Origin of the sequence: Gemmata sp. SH-PL17, assembly GCF_001610855.1 — a bacterium.
In the GTDB taxonomy this organism is placed as follows: domain Bacteria; phylum Planctomycetota; class Planctomycetia; order Gemmatales; family Gemmataceae; genus Gemmata; species Gemmata massiliana.
This window is the reverse complement of the sequence record NZ_CP011271.1, coordinates 3,476,365-3,492,382: the sequence shown is the minus strand read 5'-3', so window position 1 is coordinate 3,492,382 and position 16,018 is coordinate 3,476,365. Positions and strand designations below refer to the sequence as shown.

Sequence of the window (16,018 nt, the reverse complement as noted above, 5' to 3'; positions counted from 1 at the left end):
CGCCAAGTGGCGTTCGTTACTTCTTCTCTTTTTCTTTCACGGTCCACAGGTGAAGGACGTAATCTTCGCCGTCCGCGCCCTTCACGGTCACGGTCCGGTCCGGCTTCCAATCGCCGAGTTTGAACCGGTGCGACACGACCCGGGCGCCGGGTTTGAGTAGTTTCTGAAGCACGGGACTCATCCGCGCCCCCAGGTCGTCGCCGATGTAAACGAGGACCACGGTCGCTTCCGCGGCGCCGGCCATGTCCTTCTCGTTGAGAATGTCGCCCTCGGTGATAACGACCCGGTCCGCGACGCCCTCGGCCTTCGCCTTCGTCTTCGCTTCGGCCACCATCTTCGGATCGATGTCGATCCCGATCCCCTTCTTGGCCCCGAGTTCCTTCACCGGGCGGATGAGCATGACCGCGTCGCCGCACCCCGGATCGAAGATCACGTCGTTCTTCCCGATCTTGGCAAGCTTGGCCATCTCGTCCACGATGTCCACGGGGGTCGGCACCCAGCGGACCACGATCTTGTCCAGCTTCTTGTCCTCGGTCGTGAGGTCGATCTTCGCCGCGTCGCCGGCCTTGACTTTGATCTCGCGCGGCCGGGTGATCTTCGTGTAGTTGTTCGGTTCGATCAGCGCTTCGATCTTGAACGTGTATTCCTTGCCGGCTTCGAGGGCCGGCGTAGTGAACGTCCGGGTGACCCCGGTCCCGATGACCTCGTCCCCGTCCACCTTGACGACCGTCTCCTTGTACCCCCGGTCCGGAACCGTGATGGTGATCGTGGCCGGCTTCTTCTCCTGGGCACATGCCACCCCGATCAGGGTGGCGACGACGAACCCGACAGCCCCGACGCGCACCGTTCTCATGACGCGATCCCTCCCGATGTGAACGCGACAAGCCCCTTCGCCTTCATACGGACCGGCCCCGACGGAGCCAGACCCGGTGAGCGGAGCGCACCGGGTCTGGCTCCGTCGGAACGGGGCTCACTCGTCGGTGTGCCCGTTGGCGACCGCCTCTTTGAAATCGAGATAGATGCGGGCGTTCGCGTTGCGGGCCAGGTCGCGCAGCGCGCCGAGTTCCTCCAGGCGCATCAGCGACGGGTGCGCCGCGAACGCGGCCGAAGCCTTGCTCCGCTCCTCGACCGCAAGACGCTCGGCCTGCACCTTCAGCCGGGTGGCCTCGGCATCGGCTTCTGCTCGCACGCGCACGCCCTCGGCATCGGCCGCGGCTTGCACGCGGGCCGCGTCGGCCTTCGTCTGCGCGTCGATTCGCTGCACCTCGGACCGGGTTCGGGCCTCGACGAGTTGCGCCTGGCTGGTCCGCTCGGCCGCGAGCACCTTGTTCATGATCTCCTGGAGGTTGCCCGGGAACACGAGATCTTTGACGTCCGCCCGCGCGATGGCGACGCCGTAGCCCGTGGCGGCCTCTTTCACCTCGCGCAGGATGTCCTCGCTGAGTCGGTGCCGGTTCGTCAAAATGTCTTCGAGCGTCATCGCCGCGAGGCTCCGGCGCGCGGCGAGTTGCACGTCGCTGTAGAGCCGGTCCTCGTAGTTCGCGACCGCGTGAACCGCGGCCCGGGGATCGGTGACCGCGAACTGAACGAGGATACTGACGCGGATCGCGACCTTGTCGGCGGTCAGGATCTCCTGGCCCTTGATGGTGAGGTCGCGGTTGCGCATGTCCACGATCTGGATCTCGACCCGCGGCGTGCGCCCGAAAATCCGGGGGCGCGGCAGTTCGTGCCGACCGGCGCCGAGAACCTCGGTGAGCACGCCGTCGACGTATTTCAGACCACGGTGCGTGTCCTTAATAAGAATCTCGTTTTGAGTGGTCATGCCCCCTCCGCTGCGTCACGTGTCTTTTGTGCGGGGGGCCGCGAAGGCGACCGAGTTGGTAAATCGGCGGCTATCGATCTGTGAGGTCGGAGCCAGGTGCCGTTTGACGTCCCGGCGTTCACATAGACCGCTTATACCTGACCGCCTGCGGCCCCTGTTGGAAGAGAGGGAAAGCGTCGGTGAAGGTTCGCGGCATTCTCGCGCCGCACGAATAAAACGTTCGGCGCGTGACTCCACCACTCCTACGCCCGGACGATCGCGTCCCAGTCCACCCGGTCCTTATTAAGTGCGGGCAGGGCGTAGGGCATCGCTTCGAGGTACTTCGGGGCCGCCCCGGTGTTGAACACCACTACGCGCTCGTCGGGCTTCACCTCACCCGCGGCGATCATGCGTTCGAGAACATCGAAACACACCGCGGTTTCCGGGCAGACGCTGATCCCCTCCGCGGAACTCGCGCGCTGCATCCAGGCGCCGATTTTGGACTCGCTCCCGGCGGCGGCTTTCCCGCCACTCGCGCGGATCGCGTCGATAATCATGAAGTCACCGACCGCGACCGGCACGCGCAACCCGCTCGCGACCGTGTGGGCGTTCGGGAACAGGTCCGCGAACCGCTCGCCCTTCTCGAACGCGCGCACGATCGGCGCGCACCCCTCGGCCTGGCACGAAATGAGTCGCGGGAACTTCCCGCCCCGCAACCACCCCAGTTCCTTCAGTTCCGCGAACGCCTTCCACATGCCGATTAGACCGGTGCCACCGCCCGTGGGGTAGAAGATCACGTCCGGCAGCTCCCACTGCATCTGCTCGGCCAGCTCCAGACCCATCGTTTTCTTGCCTTCGAGCCGGTACGGTTCCTTGAGAGTGGAGAGATCGAACCATCCCATGCGTTCCGCACCGTCCTTCACGATCTTGCCGCAATCGTTGATGAGGCCGTTCACCCGGAACGCTTTTGCGCCATAGAGTTGGGCCTCGAACTGGTTCACAACGGGCGTGTCGTGCGGCATGAAGACGAAGCACTCCAGCCCCGCCCGGGCCGCATACGCGGCAGCAGCCCCGCCCGCATTCCCCGCAGTCGGGAGCGCGACGCGCTTCACGCCGAGCCACTTTGCCATACTCACGGCCGCGGCCATCCCGCGGCTCTTGAAGCTCCCGGTCGGCAGTTGCGATTCGTCCTTCACGAACAGTTGCGACAGCCCGAGTTGCTTGCCGAGCCGCGCGCAGTGCAGGAGGGGCGTCATGCCCTCGCCGAGCATGACCGGCGCTTCGTCGAGTGGCAACGGGAGCAGTTCGCGGTAGCGCCACAGCGACGGGGCGCGGGCGGCGATCTGAGCGGGGGTAACCGCGGTTTTGATCTGATCGAGGTGGTACCGCACCCAGATCGGGCGCGCGTTGTGCATGTTGGCAAGTCGGCCGAACGGTAGCACGGTGCCGTCGATCGCGGCTTCCAGGTGCGAAACGTAGTGGTTCATGAGGGTATGCTAGCGACTCCGCGAAAGGCGGCCGTGGGCGTTTCGGGCACCGAAATTCCGCACGCGCCGGATCTGGTGTTCAGCGGAACGACACAATATTGGGTGCGGTTGTAAAAGGGTGTCCCGGAGAGGCGCGACGATCTCTCGAAGCCCTATGAAATGACGATTTATTCCGGTCCAACGGGCAATACTGCGTCCAATGCTTCGATAATATTCTGGTTACAAAAATTTGAGCACCGCGCCCCGGATCGGCTATCGTATGTTCATAGCAACTGTTCACCCGGGCTGGGCTTGCGCGATTTGAAGGCGCCCCGTCCGCAGTTCGATGGCTCGCGGAACGTTCGGAGTTCCCAACAGTCGTTCGGGCTCCGATCAGTCCCGGCCGGGTGTCACTGTTTGCGTTTAAGGGCTCTGACAATGGGCCGCACATCCCCGCCCGCCCCGCCCCACCGCGCGTCGCCCGCGCGCGTCGCCGGGGCGTACTTTTTATTCGCGCTCGCCTGGATCTGGCTGTCCGATCGCGCCCTTTTGTTGATGGGCGTGGACCCGGTCGAAACGTTCTGGGCCTCGGCGCTGAAGGGGACCGCGTTCATCGCCCTGTCGTCCGCCCTCCTGTACGTAATGGTGCGCCGCGAGGTCCGCGCGCTGGTGCGCGCGATCGGGCTGCTCCGGTCCGTCACCGAGGGCACCACGGACGCGGTGTTCGCCAAGGACTTGAAGGGCCGGTACCTCCTGTTGAACGGGGCCTCGGCGCGGTTCGCCGGGAAGTCGGTCGAAGAGGCGCTCGGGAAGAACGACGCCGAGCTGTTCGACCCGGAAACGGCCCGGCGCCTAATGGACCAGGACCGCGCGGTCATCGAAACCGGCGAGCTCCGCACCTGGGAAACGGACCTCGATACGCCCCTGGGACCGCGGACGTACTACTCCACAAAAGTTCCGTACCGGGACTCGGCGGGGTACGTCATCGGGGTGATCGGGACCGCGCGCGACGTCACCGATCGAAAGCGCGCGGAAACGGAACTGCGGGCCAGCGAGCAGCGGTACCGCGCGCTCGTCGAACTGGCGCCGGAGTCGATCATCATCGTGTGCGACGGGCGCATCGTGTTCGCGAACCCGGCGACCGCCCGGATGATGAACGCCCCCTCGACGGACGCGCTGATCGGGGTGGAGCTCAACGCCCAGCTCCACTCGGACGAGGTGGCGGAGAGCGTCGCGCGGCAGGCCCTGATCCTCCGGGACGGGGCGACGATGGGGCCGCGCGAGGTCCGGGTCCGGCGCCTCGACGGGGCCGTTATCGACGTGGAGACGTGCGCCGGGCCGTGCGCGGTGAACGGCGTGACGGGCATGCAGATCCTGTCCCGGGACATCACCGAGCGGAAGCGCGCCACCGCGCTACTGGCGCACCAGAACCGCGTCCTGGAACAGATCGCGAGCGGGGCCCCGCTCGCCGCGGTGCTCGAAGAAATCGTCCGGATCGTCGAGGGCCAGCTCCCCGGGACCGCGGGCTCGATCCTCGTACTGGACCGTGACGGGATCCACCTCCGGCTCGGGGCGGCCCCGCACCTCCCGGCGGACTACAACGCGGCCATCAACGGGGTCGCAATCGGGGCGTGCGTCGGGTCGTGCGGCACGGCCGCGTACACGCGCAAGCCCGTGTTTGTGAACGACATCGCCACCGACCCGTTGTGGGCCGATTACAAGCACATCGCGCTCGGGCACGGGCTGCGGGCGTGCTGGTCCGCTCCCGTCTTCGCGGCCCCGCGCGGACCGGTCCCGCGGACCGTTCTGGGCACGTTCGCCGTGTACGGGCGGGTTCCCGGCGCCCCGGACCCGCGGTTCGGGGAACTCATCGAACGGGCCGCGCACCTCGCCAGCATCGCGATCGAGAGCGACCGCGCGGTGAGCGACCTGCGCGCGAGCGAGGAGCGGTTCGCGCGCTTCATGGCGCACCTGCCGGGGCTGGCGTGGATCAAGGACGCCGAGGGGCGGTACGTGTACGCCAACAACACGATCGGCCGGGTCTTCGGGATCGCCCCGGCCGACCTGTGCGGGCGCACGGACCACGACATCGCGCCCGCGCCCGCGGCCGACCAGTTCCAGCGGAACGACCGGCGCGTGCTCGCGGACGGGACCGGGCTCCAGGTCATCGAAACGATGGCGGCCCCGGACGGGACCGAGATCGCGTTCCTCTCGAGCAAGTTCCCGATCCCCGGACCGGACGGGCGCCCGGCCCTCGTCGGCGGGGTCGCGATCGACGTCACCGAGCACCAGCGCGCCGAGCGCGCCCTGCGCGAGCGCGAGGAGCAGCTCCGGCTGTTCATCGACCACGTGTGGGCGCCGATCGCGATGGTGGACCGCGAGATGCGCTACATCCACGTGAGCCGGCGCTGGCTCACCGACTACCACGTGGCGCTCCCGGACGTGACCGGGTTGTGCCACTACGACGTGTTCCCGGAGATCCCGGACCGGTGGAAAGAGGCCCACAAGCGGTGCCTGGCCGGGGCCGTGGAGCGGTGCGACGAGGACCGGTTCGAGCGCGCCGACGGGAGCGTGCAGTGGGTCCGCTGGGAGGTCCGCCCGTGGTACCTGCCCGGCGGCGGGGTCGGCGGGCTGATCATGTCCACCGAAGACATAACGGTCCGCAAGCGCCTGGAGGCCCAGGTCCAGCAGGCGGCCAAGATGGAGGCCGTGGGGCGGCTCGCGGGCGGGATCGCGCACGACTTTAACAACCTGCTCACGGTCATCAACGGGTTCAGCGACCTGATCCTGCGCGACACGAGCGAGAGCGACCCGCAGCGGCTCCCGCTCACCGAGATCCGGGCCGCTGGGGACCGGGCCGCGCGCCTCACCCAGCAGCTCCTCGCCTACAGCCGCAAGGCGATGGTCGAGCCGAAGGTGCTGGACCTCAACGAACTCGTGACCGAGTCCGTGAAGCTGCTCCGGCTCGTCGGCGAGCACATCGTCGTCGCGACCGTCCTGGACCCGGCCCGCGCCCGCATCCGGGCCGACCGCGGGCAGATCGAACAGGTGCTCCTGAACCTCGTGGTGAACGCGCGCGACGCGATGCCCGACGGCGGGCGGGTGACCATCGAGACGCAAAACGTCGCGCTCGGGACCGACGACTGGACCGACGAACCGGACCTGAAACCGGGACCATACGTGCGGCTCACCGTGACCGACACCGGGGCCGGGATGACGGAACAGGTGCGGGCCAAGATCTTCGAGCCGTTCTTCACCACGAAGGGCGTCGGAAAGGGAACGGGCCTGGGGCTCGCGGTCGTTCACGGCGCCGTGAAGCAGAGCGGCGGGCACATCAGTGTGGCGAGCGAGGTCGGGGTCGGCACCACGTTCACCCTGCTGTTCCCGGCCGTCACCGAGGCGCCGGAGCAGGTGCCCGACGCGCCCCCGGCGCCCGCCCGGGGGACCGAAACGATCCTCCTCGTCGAGGACGAGGACGCGGTCCGCTCGATCACGCGCCTGTCGCTCGCGGGCCAGGGGTACAAGGTGGTCGCGGTGGGCAGCGGCGCGGAAGCGCTCCGGGCGGCCGAAAGGGGCACGGGGCCGATCGATCTGCTCGTGACCGACGTGGTGATGCCGGAAATGGGCGGGCGCCAGCTCGCCGAGGCGCTGCGCCAGCGCGCCCCCGACCTGCGCGTGCTCTACATGAGCGGCTACACGGACGAGGTCGTGCTCCGCAGCGACCGCGTCGAGGCGTTCCTCCAGAAACCGTTTTCGCCCCAAGCACTGGTCGGTAAGGTGCGCGACGTGCTCGACCGGGGTGCCACCCCCGGGGCGGCAGAGGCCCGCGCCTCGTAAGGCGCGCCGGCCCCGAAACCGCTCCGGGAAACCACACCCGGGTTCCGGGCGTATAGAACAGGGGCAAGGTCGCTCACTGTTTCGGGGTCGAAATGCGCTACCTCACCGCCACCGGATTGTTCGCACTCCTCGTTGCGCTGGCCGGGTGCGGCGGGTCGTCGGACCTGCCCTCACCGGGGTACGGTTCCCCGGACCTAAAAGCAGTCGCGGGACGGTTCCACAGCAAGGAATCGAACCGAACCGTGTCCGGCGAGCAAATGCCGCTCCAGTTCGTTGACACCAACGGGAAAGAGGTCGATCTCACCTCGTTCCGCGGGAAGTCGAACGTCGTGCTGGTCGTGGTGAAGGGTATGCCCCGGTACCCCGGCGGGCTGTTCTGCCCCGGGTGTCTCGCTCAAGTGAACGCGCTGACCGCCAACCACGACGAGTTCAAGAAGCGCAACGCAGAAATCCTGATGGTGTTCCCCGGCCCGAAGGACAAGTTGCCGCAATTCCTTCACGACGGAAAGGTGGACGGCGAGGGCGGGAACCCGAGCGTGCCGTTCGCGCTACTCCTCGATACTGACTTGAAAGCGGTCAACGCACTCGGCATTAAGGGCGATCTCGCGAAGCCCTCGACGTACATTCTGGACAAGAAGGGGAACGCGATATTCGCGTTCGTCGGCGAGGACACCACGGACCGGCCCTCGGTCCAGTCGCTCCTCGACCGCCTGGACAAGTTGAACGGCAAGAAATGAAATAGCCGCACACGAACCCGACCGACGGACCTGGTGGGTAACATTCTCGCATGGCGAACGAGTGGTACATCGACGCGAGCGGGCGAACGGACGGTCCCTTCTCCGAGGACGAGCTGCGCCGCCGGGCCGTAGCGGGCGCGCTGCGGCCGGCCGACCGCGTCAGCCGGGACCGGCGGACGTGGATCGCGGCGGAAACCGTCCCCGGGCTGGCATTCCCGCAACTCGTTACGATCGTTGCCCCTCCCCTCCCCTTCTCGCGGACTCCGCGCCGGTGCGCCCGCTCATCGAGACGGTCGTGTCCGCGTCGAGCGAACTGCTGGATTCTTCGAGTGAAGATCAAGCGTTCGCGCCACTCGATTCCGTTCCGGGGTACGAGTTACAGGGTACGCTCGGCACCGGCGCGTGCGGGATCGTGTACCGCGCCGTGCAGAAGAAGCTGAACCGCGTGGTCGCGCTGAAAACAGTGCTGATGGCGCGCGGGACCACCGACGACGTGATCGCCCGGTTCGAGCAGGAAGCGGTGTCACTGGCCCGGTTGCAGCACCCGAACATCGTCGCCGTGTACGACTGCGGACACACGGAGGGACGCGCGTTCTTCGCGATGGAGCTGCTCGACGGCGAGGATCTGAGCCAGCGCCTCGCACGCGACGGCCCGCTCGACGAGCGCACCGCGTGGCTCGTAGCGCGCCAGACGGCCGCCGCACTCGACCACGCGGCCCGTCACGGCGTAATTCACCGCGACGTGAAACCGGCGAACCTGTTCCTGGTGCCGCCACCAACGGGGTTCACGCTCCCGGCCGGCGTACCAATGGTGAAAGTAACCGATTTCGGGCTCGCACTCACGCAGCGCGGGCCGGACGAAACCGAGCCCTCGCAAACGAGCGCGGGGCTCATCATCGGCACACCCGTGTACATGGCACCGGAACAGTTCCGCGGCGGACCGGTCGACGCACTGGCCGACATGTATTCACTGGGTGTAACGGTATTTCACGTTCTCACGGGCCGGGTTCCGTTCGACGGCCAAACCGTTTTCGACGTGATGGCTCAGAAAGTCGGGCCGCTCCCGCGCCTGACCGCGCCGATTTCCGAGCCGACGGCGGACCTCGTGGCCGCGCTGATGGCGCCCGACCCCAAGGACCGGCCGGCCAGTTACCGAGAGCTGATCGCGCGCATTGATACCCTGCCCTGTCTCGACGGCGCGTTCAGCGCGACCGGTTTCTCGGCCGTGGCCCCGCGCCCCGCTTCCAGCCCCGACATTGCACTCGTTCCCTCAACCCCGAAGCGCAAGCGCAGGGTCGTCGTGGGAATAGCCGGTGCGCTCCTTCTCGGAATCGCGGTTGGGATCGCGACCCTGGCCGGCGCGTTCACCCGCGCCCCGGGAACCGCACCGGCACAACCGGCGCCGGCCGCGACTTACACCGCCGGAGTTCACCACGCACTGTTCGACGGCCAAACGGTGCTCCCCTGGAACGGAAGAATCCTGAACATTGAACCGGACGCCGAGAAGAAAAACGTTCTGACCGGGCGCGGAACGTTGACCCGCGCGTTACCGGAACTCGCGAACTTCAACGCGATGCTCGACCTCTGTCCGCACGACGCGCCAGCCGTTGATTTGGTACTCGCCACCACCGAGGGCTCTACAGTTCAGTGGCTCGTGCGCCTGGACCACGCCACCGGAGTTGCGTTCGGCAAGCGCGCCGGACCGAACGGGGCGTTCGAGTCGGTCGGGAATAAAGTTGCCCTACCGACCGCAAAGGATCGAATGGATGAGGGGCTCCCACCGTACATGCAACTGAGGTACGAGCGCGCGGGCGGCACGCTGACGGCGTGGTTCAACCGTCAGTTACTCGGTAGCACTCCCGCCGAGGGCTTGCGAACGACTGAGCTCCGCGTCGAAGTCAAAAGTGGCTTCGTTCGCATCGAATCGGCGGGGATCGAAGAACTGGTGGAGCAGAAATAGATCGGACGGTTCATCGCATTGGGCTACCAGTGACCGGCGTGCGCGCCGCCGTCGACGTGTAACGTCTCACCAGTCACGAATCCGGCCGATTCCAGGTACAGCACCGCATCAACCACTTCCTGCACCGTGCCCATGCGCCCCACCGGGTGCAGACCGGCGAGAAAAGCGTGCGTCTCGGCTTGTGCATCGGCGTTTCGATGACGCCCGGTGCCACCGCGTTCACGCGAATCCCCTTATCCGCGTACTCGATCGCCAGTGACCGCGTGACCGCGTCCAGCCCGCCCTTGGTAAGCGACGCCAGCGCCGACGGTATGCCCTTCACGGGTTGGCCCACGAGGGTCGTCGTGACGTTCACGACGTGGCCACCTTTCCCCTGCGCGAGCATCTGTCGGACGGCCCGCTGGCTCACGTAGAAGAACCCGGCCAAGTTCAGCGAAATCTTGGTGGCGAAATCCTCCTGCGTGTATTCGGTGAACGGCTTGGCGATGAACATCCCGGCGTTGTTAATCAAGCTATCCACCCGGCCGAACTTCGCGACCGCCTCAGCGATCACGCGGTCGGCAACGGCAGGGTCGGCAATATCGCCCGCGACAGCGAGCACGTCCGCCGAAGCGTCGGGCTTGATCGACCGAGAATTCGCGACAACCCGGTACCCGCGATCGAGGAACCCGCGAACCAGCCCGGCGCCGATCCCCTGTGACGCGCCGGTGATGACGGCGACTTTGCGTTCGGTGCTCATGGCGAATCTCCTTGAAGTGGATCTCGGACAGCGAGACGTACCCGCATGAAGCGGGCACGTCGATCCTGCTTACACAACGTTGATTTCGACAGCGATGTTACCGCGAGTAGCTTTGGAGTACGGGCACGTCTGGTGGGCGGCTTCGACCAGTTCCTTCGCGACCTCGCGGTCCACACCCGGCAGGCTAACATTGAGACGCGCCCGCAGGAAGTACCCACCATCTGCCGTGGCCAGGTCCACTTCGGCATCGACGGCCCGGTCGGGCGGGAGGGTGACCTTCAACTTGGAGGCCGCCAGCCCCAAAGCTCCGATGAAGCAGGCCGACCACCCGGCAGCGAGCAGTTGCTCCGGGTTGGTCCCGGTGCCCGCGGTGCCGGGGGACGTGAGTTTGATGTCGAGTCGACCGTCCGAGCTGCGGGCCGCCCCGTCTCGGCCGCCGGTGGTGTGAGTTCTCGCGGTATAGAGCACTTTTTCGGTTGCGGACATGACTGGCTCCTTTTCGAGTGGTGCGTTCGTAACTAACCGAACATACTGGCCATCCAGTTTCATCTTGCAACCAATTTCAAGATTCTCCGCCCGACTCCCGCGCTCGGATTATTTCGCGAGTCATTTCGCGCCCGATTCCGCCTGCTTGTAAAAGAGGAGCGCAATTCGGTTTGTTGCCGGTTGCCTTCCGCACCGCACCCGGGTGTCATTGTTGGCGGTATCCCATGTGAACCCCCAAAGGTGCGCCCGTGATCGACACCGGGACCGAACTCGACCGCTACCGCCCGCTGCTGCGCCTGCACGTCCGGCAGCTCCAGTTGGGGCGCCTGTACCGCGCCCGGTTCGACTCGTCGGACGTGGTGCAGGAATCACTACTGCGTGCGTTTAAGGGGATCGATCAGGTGCGCGGCCGGAGCGAAGCGGAATTCGTCGGCTGGCTCCAGAAGGTCGTCGCGCACACAGTTATCGACCTGGTGCGCGAGCACAGCGCGGCGAAGCGCGACCCGGGGCTCGAGCGCACCTTATGCGATGCGGTCGACGACGACGAGACTCCGCTGGGTGCGTACCTGACGGCCACGGAACCGGGGCCGAGCGCCCAAGCCGTGCGCAAAGAAGAGCTGCTCTGTCTGGCCGCGGCCCTGGACCGGTTGCCGGAGGCCGAGCGGGACGCCGTGATCGCTCACTACATCCTCGAACTCCCTCTGGCCGAAACCGCCACGCGGCTCGGGCGCACCACTCGGGGGGTGGGTGGGTTACTGTTCCGCGGGAAGCGCCGGCTCAGCGCGCTACTGGCCGCCCCGGAGGATCTGGCGTGAACACCGATACCTTCGATCCGGCGGAGGACCGGGTGGGCGCGGCCGTGGCCGAGTACCTGGAAGCACGCGACAGCGGGCACCCGCTGTCGGTGGCCGACTGGCTGGCCCGGTACCCGGACCTCGCTGCGGAACTGCGCGAGTTCCTCGACGACGGGGCCGCGGCCGGGCTGCGCGTGTTCCGTGGTCGAGTACGGGAACCCGACCTCACGACCGACGAGCGCGTTCTCGGCGAGTACGAACTGCTGGAACGAATCGGCGGAAACATGGGCACCGTGTACCGAGCGCGGCAATTGAACCTGCCACGCGAGGTGGCCGTGAAGGTACTGCTGCGGGCCGGCACCGGTGACCGGGCGCGGTTCCGCACCGAGGCCGAGGCGATGGCGCGGCTCCGGCACCCCAACATCGTTCGCATTCTCGAAGTGTCGCGCGGGGGCGGGACGCCGTTCTTCACGATGGACTGGTACCCCGGTGGGACGCTGGCCGACCGCGCGGAATTCGCCCGCCAACCGCGCCGCGCCGCAGTGGTAGTGGAGAAGATTGCCGGCGCGGTCCACCACGCGCACCGACACGGACTGTTGCACCGCGACCTGAAGCCCGCGAACGTGCTGCTCGACGACAAGGGCGAACCGGTGGTCGCCGACTTCGGGCTAGCGGTGCCCCTCGACCGGACCGCTGAAACGGACCGGCGCGTCGCGGGCACCCCGGCGTACATGGCCCCGGAGCAACTGAACGGCGAGTTCACCGTCGCCACCGACGTGTTCGGCGTCGGCGCGATCCTTTACGAACTGCTCACCGGGCGCCCGCCGGCATACGGACCGACGCTCGCTGTGGTCCTCGACCGGGTGCGGCTCGCGGCCCCGGTCCCGCCCGACCAACTGAACCCGCGCATCGACCCGGACCTGAGCGCGATCTGCATGAAGTGTTTGGCGAAAGAACCGGGCGACCGGTACGCCACCGCCGCCGATATCGCCGCCGACCTAGAACGGTTCCGCCTGGCGCTGCCGCCGCTAGCGCGCCCGCTCGGGCCGCTCGGGCGCGCGTCCCGGTTGCTCCGCGAGGCCCGGGCCGCGGGCGATTTCCGCGCCCTCGCGCCGGGACTCGTCGGGCAGGCCGCACTGGTCCTGGGGACGAACGTAGGGGTCTTCGCTCTGCTGTGCGCGGGGGCCTCCGAAGTGTGGGTGTGGGTGGCCCTGTTCACGCCCAATGTCTCACTGTTTGTGCTACTAGCGCGCGAGCGCTGGTGCGCCCGAGAGCGGTACAACCCGGCCCGGTTCCACCTGTGGTCGATCTGGGTCGGGCAGACGACCGCATGCGCGGCCGTGATGATCGGCAGCCGGCTGGCGGCCGGCGCCGACCTCTCGCGCGGGATCGAGGCCGGGTATATCGGGGGCGCCGGGCTCAACGCCTTGGCGTTCGTGGTGATGGGCAGCCTGTTCGCGGGGCGCCAGTACCTGCTCGGGTTGGCCTGGGCCGGCACCGCGGTCGTAATGGGCGTGTTCCCGTATGCCGCGCCGCTCATCTACGCCGGACTGATCGCGGCGTGCTGCTTGTTGACCGGGTTCCAGTTGAGCGCGCTGCGCGAGGACCGAGCGTGAGGGCGCTCAACTGGGACCGGAGGCGGGTGAAATGAGTCCCTTGTGGCCCCTGTTCACGCAGTGGGCGATCTGGCCCACGGCCCTGTCCGCCGCCCTCGGGTTCGGCGCGTTCGCGGTGATCCTCGGACCGGCCGAGTGGTTCCATCGGGGCCACACCCGATCCCGCACCGGGCTGCGAACCGACCTTCTGTTCTGGGTGTTCACCCCGGCCGTTGGAAAGGCGATCACGTTCGCCGCCGTGACCGCAGTGGTGTCGTGGGTGATGGCCCGGAGCGGGCGCGAACTGGACTTCACCTCGGGCGCCGGGTGGGGACCGGTCGGCCGACAACCGCTGTGGCTCCAGGCGCTCGAAATGCTCGTCCTGTGCGATTTCATCTTCTACTGGACGCACCGGCTGTTCCACACGACGCAGATGTGGCCGTTCCACGCGGTGCACCACAGCTCCGAGCACCTGGACTGGTTGTCGGCGATGCGGTTCCATCCGGTCAATGATGTCGTGTCGCGGGTGTGCCAGGCGGTGCCGCTGGTGCTGCTCGGGTTCGCGCCGGCCGCGGTGCTGTGCGCGGTGCCGGTCGTTGTGGTGTTCGTGGTGGTGACGCACGCCGACGTGCCGTGGACGTGGGGACCGCTGAAGCACGTCATCGTCAGCCCCGTGTACCACCACTGGCACCACAGCTCGGAACCGGAAGCGCTGGACACGAACTTCGCCGGCATCTTCGTGCTGTGGGACCGGCTGTTCGGCACGAAGTACATGCCCGAGTGCCGGCGCCCGCGGGTGTACGGCCTTAAGAACGAGCGGGCGCCGGGCAGCTTTTTGGGACTGCTCGCGTACCCCTTCCGAGTGCGCCGGCAATACGAGCCAGCAGGCGGTGAAGAATGAACGTCGGCGTCATCGAGCTGATCGCGTACACGGTGCCCCCGGAGTGGCACGGGCACACGATCGCGGTCGCCATGCGGAAGGTGCTCTACAGCGTCATGCCCCAAGTGGTCGCCGCGTGGTGCCGGCGCCGCGGGCACCGCACCCATTACGCGACCTACTACGGTCAGTCCGACCCGGTGCGGCTGCTCCCCGACGACCTCCACATCGTCTTTATCTCGGCGACGACGCAGGCGAGCGGGCTGGCTTATGCGCTGGCCCGGTACTACCGCGGGCGCGGCGTGCGAACGGTGCTCGGCGGCCCGCACGCGAAGTGCTTCCCGGCCGACGCGCTGCGGTTCTTCGACATCGTGGTCGGGGAGTGCGACGAGGAACTCGTCAGCGATATCCTGGCCCACCGGTTCGATCCGCCGGCGTTCGTGTCGGGTCGGCGGCCGCGTGCGCTGCCCGGGGTGGCCGAGCGGTTCCCGGACATCGTGACCGCCGGGTTCCGCCCGGGGCGCCGGTTCGGGTTCAACGTGGTGGCCGTGTTCAGTAGCCTGGGGTGCCCGTACACGTGCGAGTTCTGCACCGAGTGGAACTCGCGGTACGCCCCTCTACCGGCCGACGACCTGGCCGCGGACCTGGCGTTCGTGCGCCACCGGGACCGGCGCGCCATCGTCGCGTTCCACGACCCGAACTTCGCGGTCCGGTTCGACGAAACGATGGACGTGATGGAACGAGACGGGGAGCGACCGAACCGGTACGTGATGGAGTGCTCGCTCTCGGTCCTCCGGGACGATCGGCTACCGCGGCTGGCGCGGACCAACTGCCTGTACGTCGCGCCGGGGGTGGAATCGTGGTTCGATTTCGGCAACAAGTCACTCGCGGGGGAAAAGCAGGGCGCGGCCAAACTCGATTTCGTGGCCGAGCGGTTCCGCGCGCTGCGGCGGTTTGTACCGGGGCTCCAGGCGAATTTCCTGTTCGGCACCGACGCCGACCGCGGGGCCGAGCCGGTCGAACTGACCATCGATTTCGTCCGGCGCCTGCCGTTCGTGTGGCCGAACGTGAACGTTCCGACGCCCTACGGCGCGACCCCGCTGTTCGACCGGTACCGGGCGGACGGGCGCGTTTTGACGGGAATGCCGCTGGCGTGCTACTGCGCGCCGTACCTCGTGAGCACCCTGCGACACTACGACCCGGTCACGTTCTACCGGCACTTGGTACGCATCCAGACCGCAATCACGTCGTGGGCGGCGCTGGCTCGCCGGGTCGCGCACGCGGCCCCGTTCGCGATCCGCTTCGCGCACGCGGTGCAGACGCTCTCGTTCCGCGAACAGGCGGCCGAAACGCGCGCCATCCTCCGGTTGCTCGAAGCGGACCGCGAGTTCCGCGCGTTTCACGAAGGCGAACGGGTGCCGGTACCGGAGTTCTACCAGCGTCACGTCGAGAACCGGCTCGGGCGGTACGCGAGCCTGTTCCCACGCGCGGACCGAACCCCAGTTCTCGGCCCCGTCGGTCGGGCGGCAAATGTAGCGGGCCTTGAATTGATCGAGGCGAAGGGGCCGCGCTGAATTATACCGAATCGTGCTGATGAGTTATCTTCTGTAGCCGGCCTCTGCGAGGCCGGGGAGCCACAAACCGCGGACGTCCCGGCCTCGCAGAGGCCGGCTACAGAAGGCAATCAAAACGAGACCGTATTAGTGCGATTGGTCTTATGTTTGGT

The 16,018-nt window shown here is 67.3% G+C and carries 11 protein-coding genes and 2 pseudogenes; 8 read left to right on the top strand and 5 right to left on the bottom strand.

Going from position 1 to position 16,018, the window contains the following annotated elements:
* Positions 1–16: 16 nt before the first annotated feature.
* The 3 genes from VT84_RS14610 to VT84_RS14600 form a co-directional block, all read right to left on the bottom strand.
* Positions 17–853 carry a TIGR03000 domain-containing protein gene (locus tag VT84_RS14610; RefSeq protein WP_052557821.1) on the bottom strand — a complete coding sequence of 279 codons (837 nt, stop codon included), beginning with the start codon at positions 851–853 and terminating at the stop codon, positions 17–19.
* Positions 854–970: 117 nt separating this feature from the next.
* Positions 971–1,822 (bottom strand): slipin family protein, encoded by an 852-nt coding sequence (locus VT84_RS14605; RefSeq protein ID WP_052557823.1) that lies wholly within the window; start codon positions 1,820–1,822, stop codon positions 971–973.
* Positions 1,823–2,064: 242 nt separating this feature from the next.
* Complete coding sequence (locus VT84_RS14600; RefSeq protein WP_082840062.1) at positions 2,065–3,288, bottom strand: threonine synthase; 1,224 nt, start codon at positions 3,286–3,288, stop codon at positions 2,065–2,067.
* A 417-nt stretch (positions 3,289–3,705) separates the two neighbouring features.
* Here VT84_RS14600 and VT84_RS14595 point away from each other — a divergent pair, with 417 nt between their 5' ends.
* The 4 genes and pseudogenes from VT84_RS14595 to VT84_RS14585 all read left to right on the top strand — a co-directional run bounded on the left by VT84_RS14595 (position 3,706) and on the right by VT84_RS14585 (position 9,801).
* The gene (locus VT84_RS14595) at positions 3,706–7,104 is read left to right on the top strand and encodes a PAS domain-containing protein (protein WP_162271707.1); all 3,399 of its coding nucleotides are present in this window, start codon (positions 3,706–3,708) and stop codon (positions 7,102–7,104) included.
* Positions 7,105–7,196: 92 nt separating this feature from the next.
* Positions 7,197–7,841, top strand: a complete 645-nt coding sequence (locus VT84_RS14590; protein WP_082840060.1) for a peroxiredoxin family protein — start codon at positions 7,197–7,199, stop codon at positions 7,839–7,841.
* A gap of 50 nt (positions 7,842–7,891) precedes the next feature.
* Positions 7,892–8,038 (top strand): annotated as a pseudogene (locus VT84_RS42250) (GYF domain-containing protein); the annotation flags it as partial.
* 74 nt (positions 8,039–8,112) lie between these two features.
* Positions 8,113–9,801 (top strand): serine/threonine-protein kinase, encoded by a 1,689-nt coding sequence (locus VT84_RS14585; RefSeq protein ID WP_239465839.1) that lies wholly within the window; start codon positions 8,113–8,115, stop codon positions 9,799–9,801.
* A gap of 98 nt (positions 9,802–9,899) precedes the next feature.
* Here the strand turns inward: VT84_RS14585 and VT84_RS14580 are convergent.
* Both VT84_RS14580 and VT84_RS14575 read right to left on the bottom strand, forming a co-directional pair.
* Positions 9,900–10,540: pseudogene (locus tag VT84_RS14580) on the bottom strand (SDR family NAD(P)-dependent oxidoreductase); the annotation flags it as partial.
* 69 nt (positions 10,541–10,609) lie between these two features.
* Entirely contained in the window at positions 10,610–11,026 is a 417-nt protein-coding gene (locus tag VT84_RS14575; RefSeq protein WP_052557835.1) for an organic hydroperoxide resistance protein, read from the bottom strand.
* A 248-nt stretch (positions 11,027–11,274) separates the two neighbouring features.
* On the opposite strand from VT84_RS14575, the gene VT84_RS14570 reads away from it, so the two are divergent.
* From VT84_RS14570 to VT84_RS14555, 4 genes are read left to right on the top strand one after another with little or no spacing between them, the layout of a single operon-like run.
* A complete protein-coding gene (locus VT84_RS14570; RefSeq protein WP_052557837.1) occupies positions 11,275–11,841 on the top strand; it encodes a sigma-70 family RNA polymerase sigma factor in 567 nt (188 codons plus the stop codon).
* Entirely contained in the window at positions 11,838–13,436 is a 1,599-nt protein-coding gene (locus VT84_RS14565; protein WP_082840058.1) for a serine/threonine-protein kinase, read from the top strand. The genes VT84_RS14570 and VT84_RS14565 overlap by 4 nt, the downstream gene beginning before the upstream one ends.
* A gap of 31 nt (positions 13,437–13,467) precedes the next feature.
* Entirely contained in the window at positions 13,468–14,316 is an 849-nt protein-coding gene (locus VT84_RS14560; protein ID WP_082840057.1) for a sterol desaturase family protein, read from the top strand.
* Complete coding sequence (locus VT84_RS14555) at positions 14,313–15,866, top strand: B12-binding domain-containing radical SAM protein (RefSeq protein ID WP_157469505.1); 1,554 nt, start codon at positions 14,313–14,315, stop codon at positions 15,864–15,866. The genes VT84_RS14560 and VT84_RS14555 overlap by 4 nt, the downstream gene beginning before the upstream one ends.
* Positions 15,867–16,018: the final 152 nt, after the last annotated feature.

Bases quoted from the DNA above. Each gene is read 5' to 3' on its own strand.
- VT84_RS14575 (WP_052557835.1), bottom strand. From the start codon at position 11,026: ATGTCCGCAACCGAAAAAGTGCTCTATACCGCGAGAACTCACACCACC.
- VT84_RS14610 (WP_052557821.1), bottom strand. From the start codon at position 853: ATGAGAACGGTGCGCGTCGGGGCTGTCGGGTTCGTCGTCGCCACCCTG.
- VT84_RS14590 (WP_082840060.1), top strand. From the start codon at position 7,197: ATGCGCTACCTCACCGCCACCGGATTGTTCGCACTCCTCGTTGCGCTG.
- VT84_RS14555 (WP_157469505.1), top strand. From the start codon at position 14,313: ATGAACGTCGGCGTCATCGAGCTGATCGCGTACACGGTGCCCCCGGAG.
- VT84_RS14605 (WP_052557823.1), bottom strand. From the start codon at position 1,822: ATGACCACTCAAAACGAGATTCTTATTAAGGACACGCACCGTGGTCTG.
- VT84_RS14600 (WP_082840062.1), bottom strand. From the start codon at position 3,288: ATGAACCACTACGTTTCGCACCTGGAAGCCGCGATCGACGGCACCGTG.
- VT84_RS14595 (WP_162271707.1), top strand. From the start codon at position 3,706: ATGGGCCGCACATCCCCGCCCGCCCCGCCCCACCGCGCGTCGCCCGCG.
- VT84_RS14560 (WP_082840057.1), top strand. From the start codon at position 13,468: ATGAGTCCCTTGTGGCCCCTGTTCACGCAGTGGGCGATCTGGCCCACG.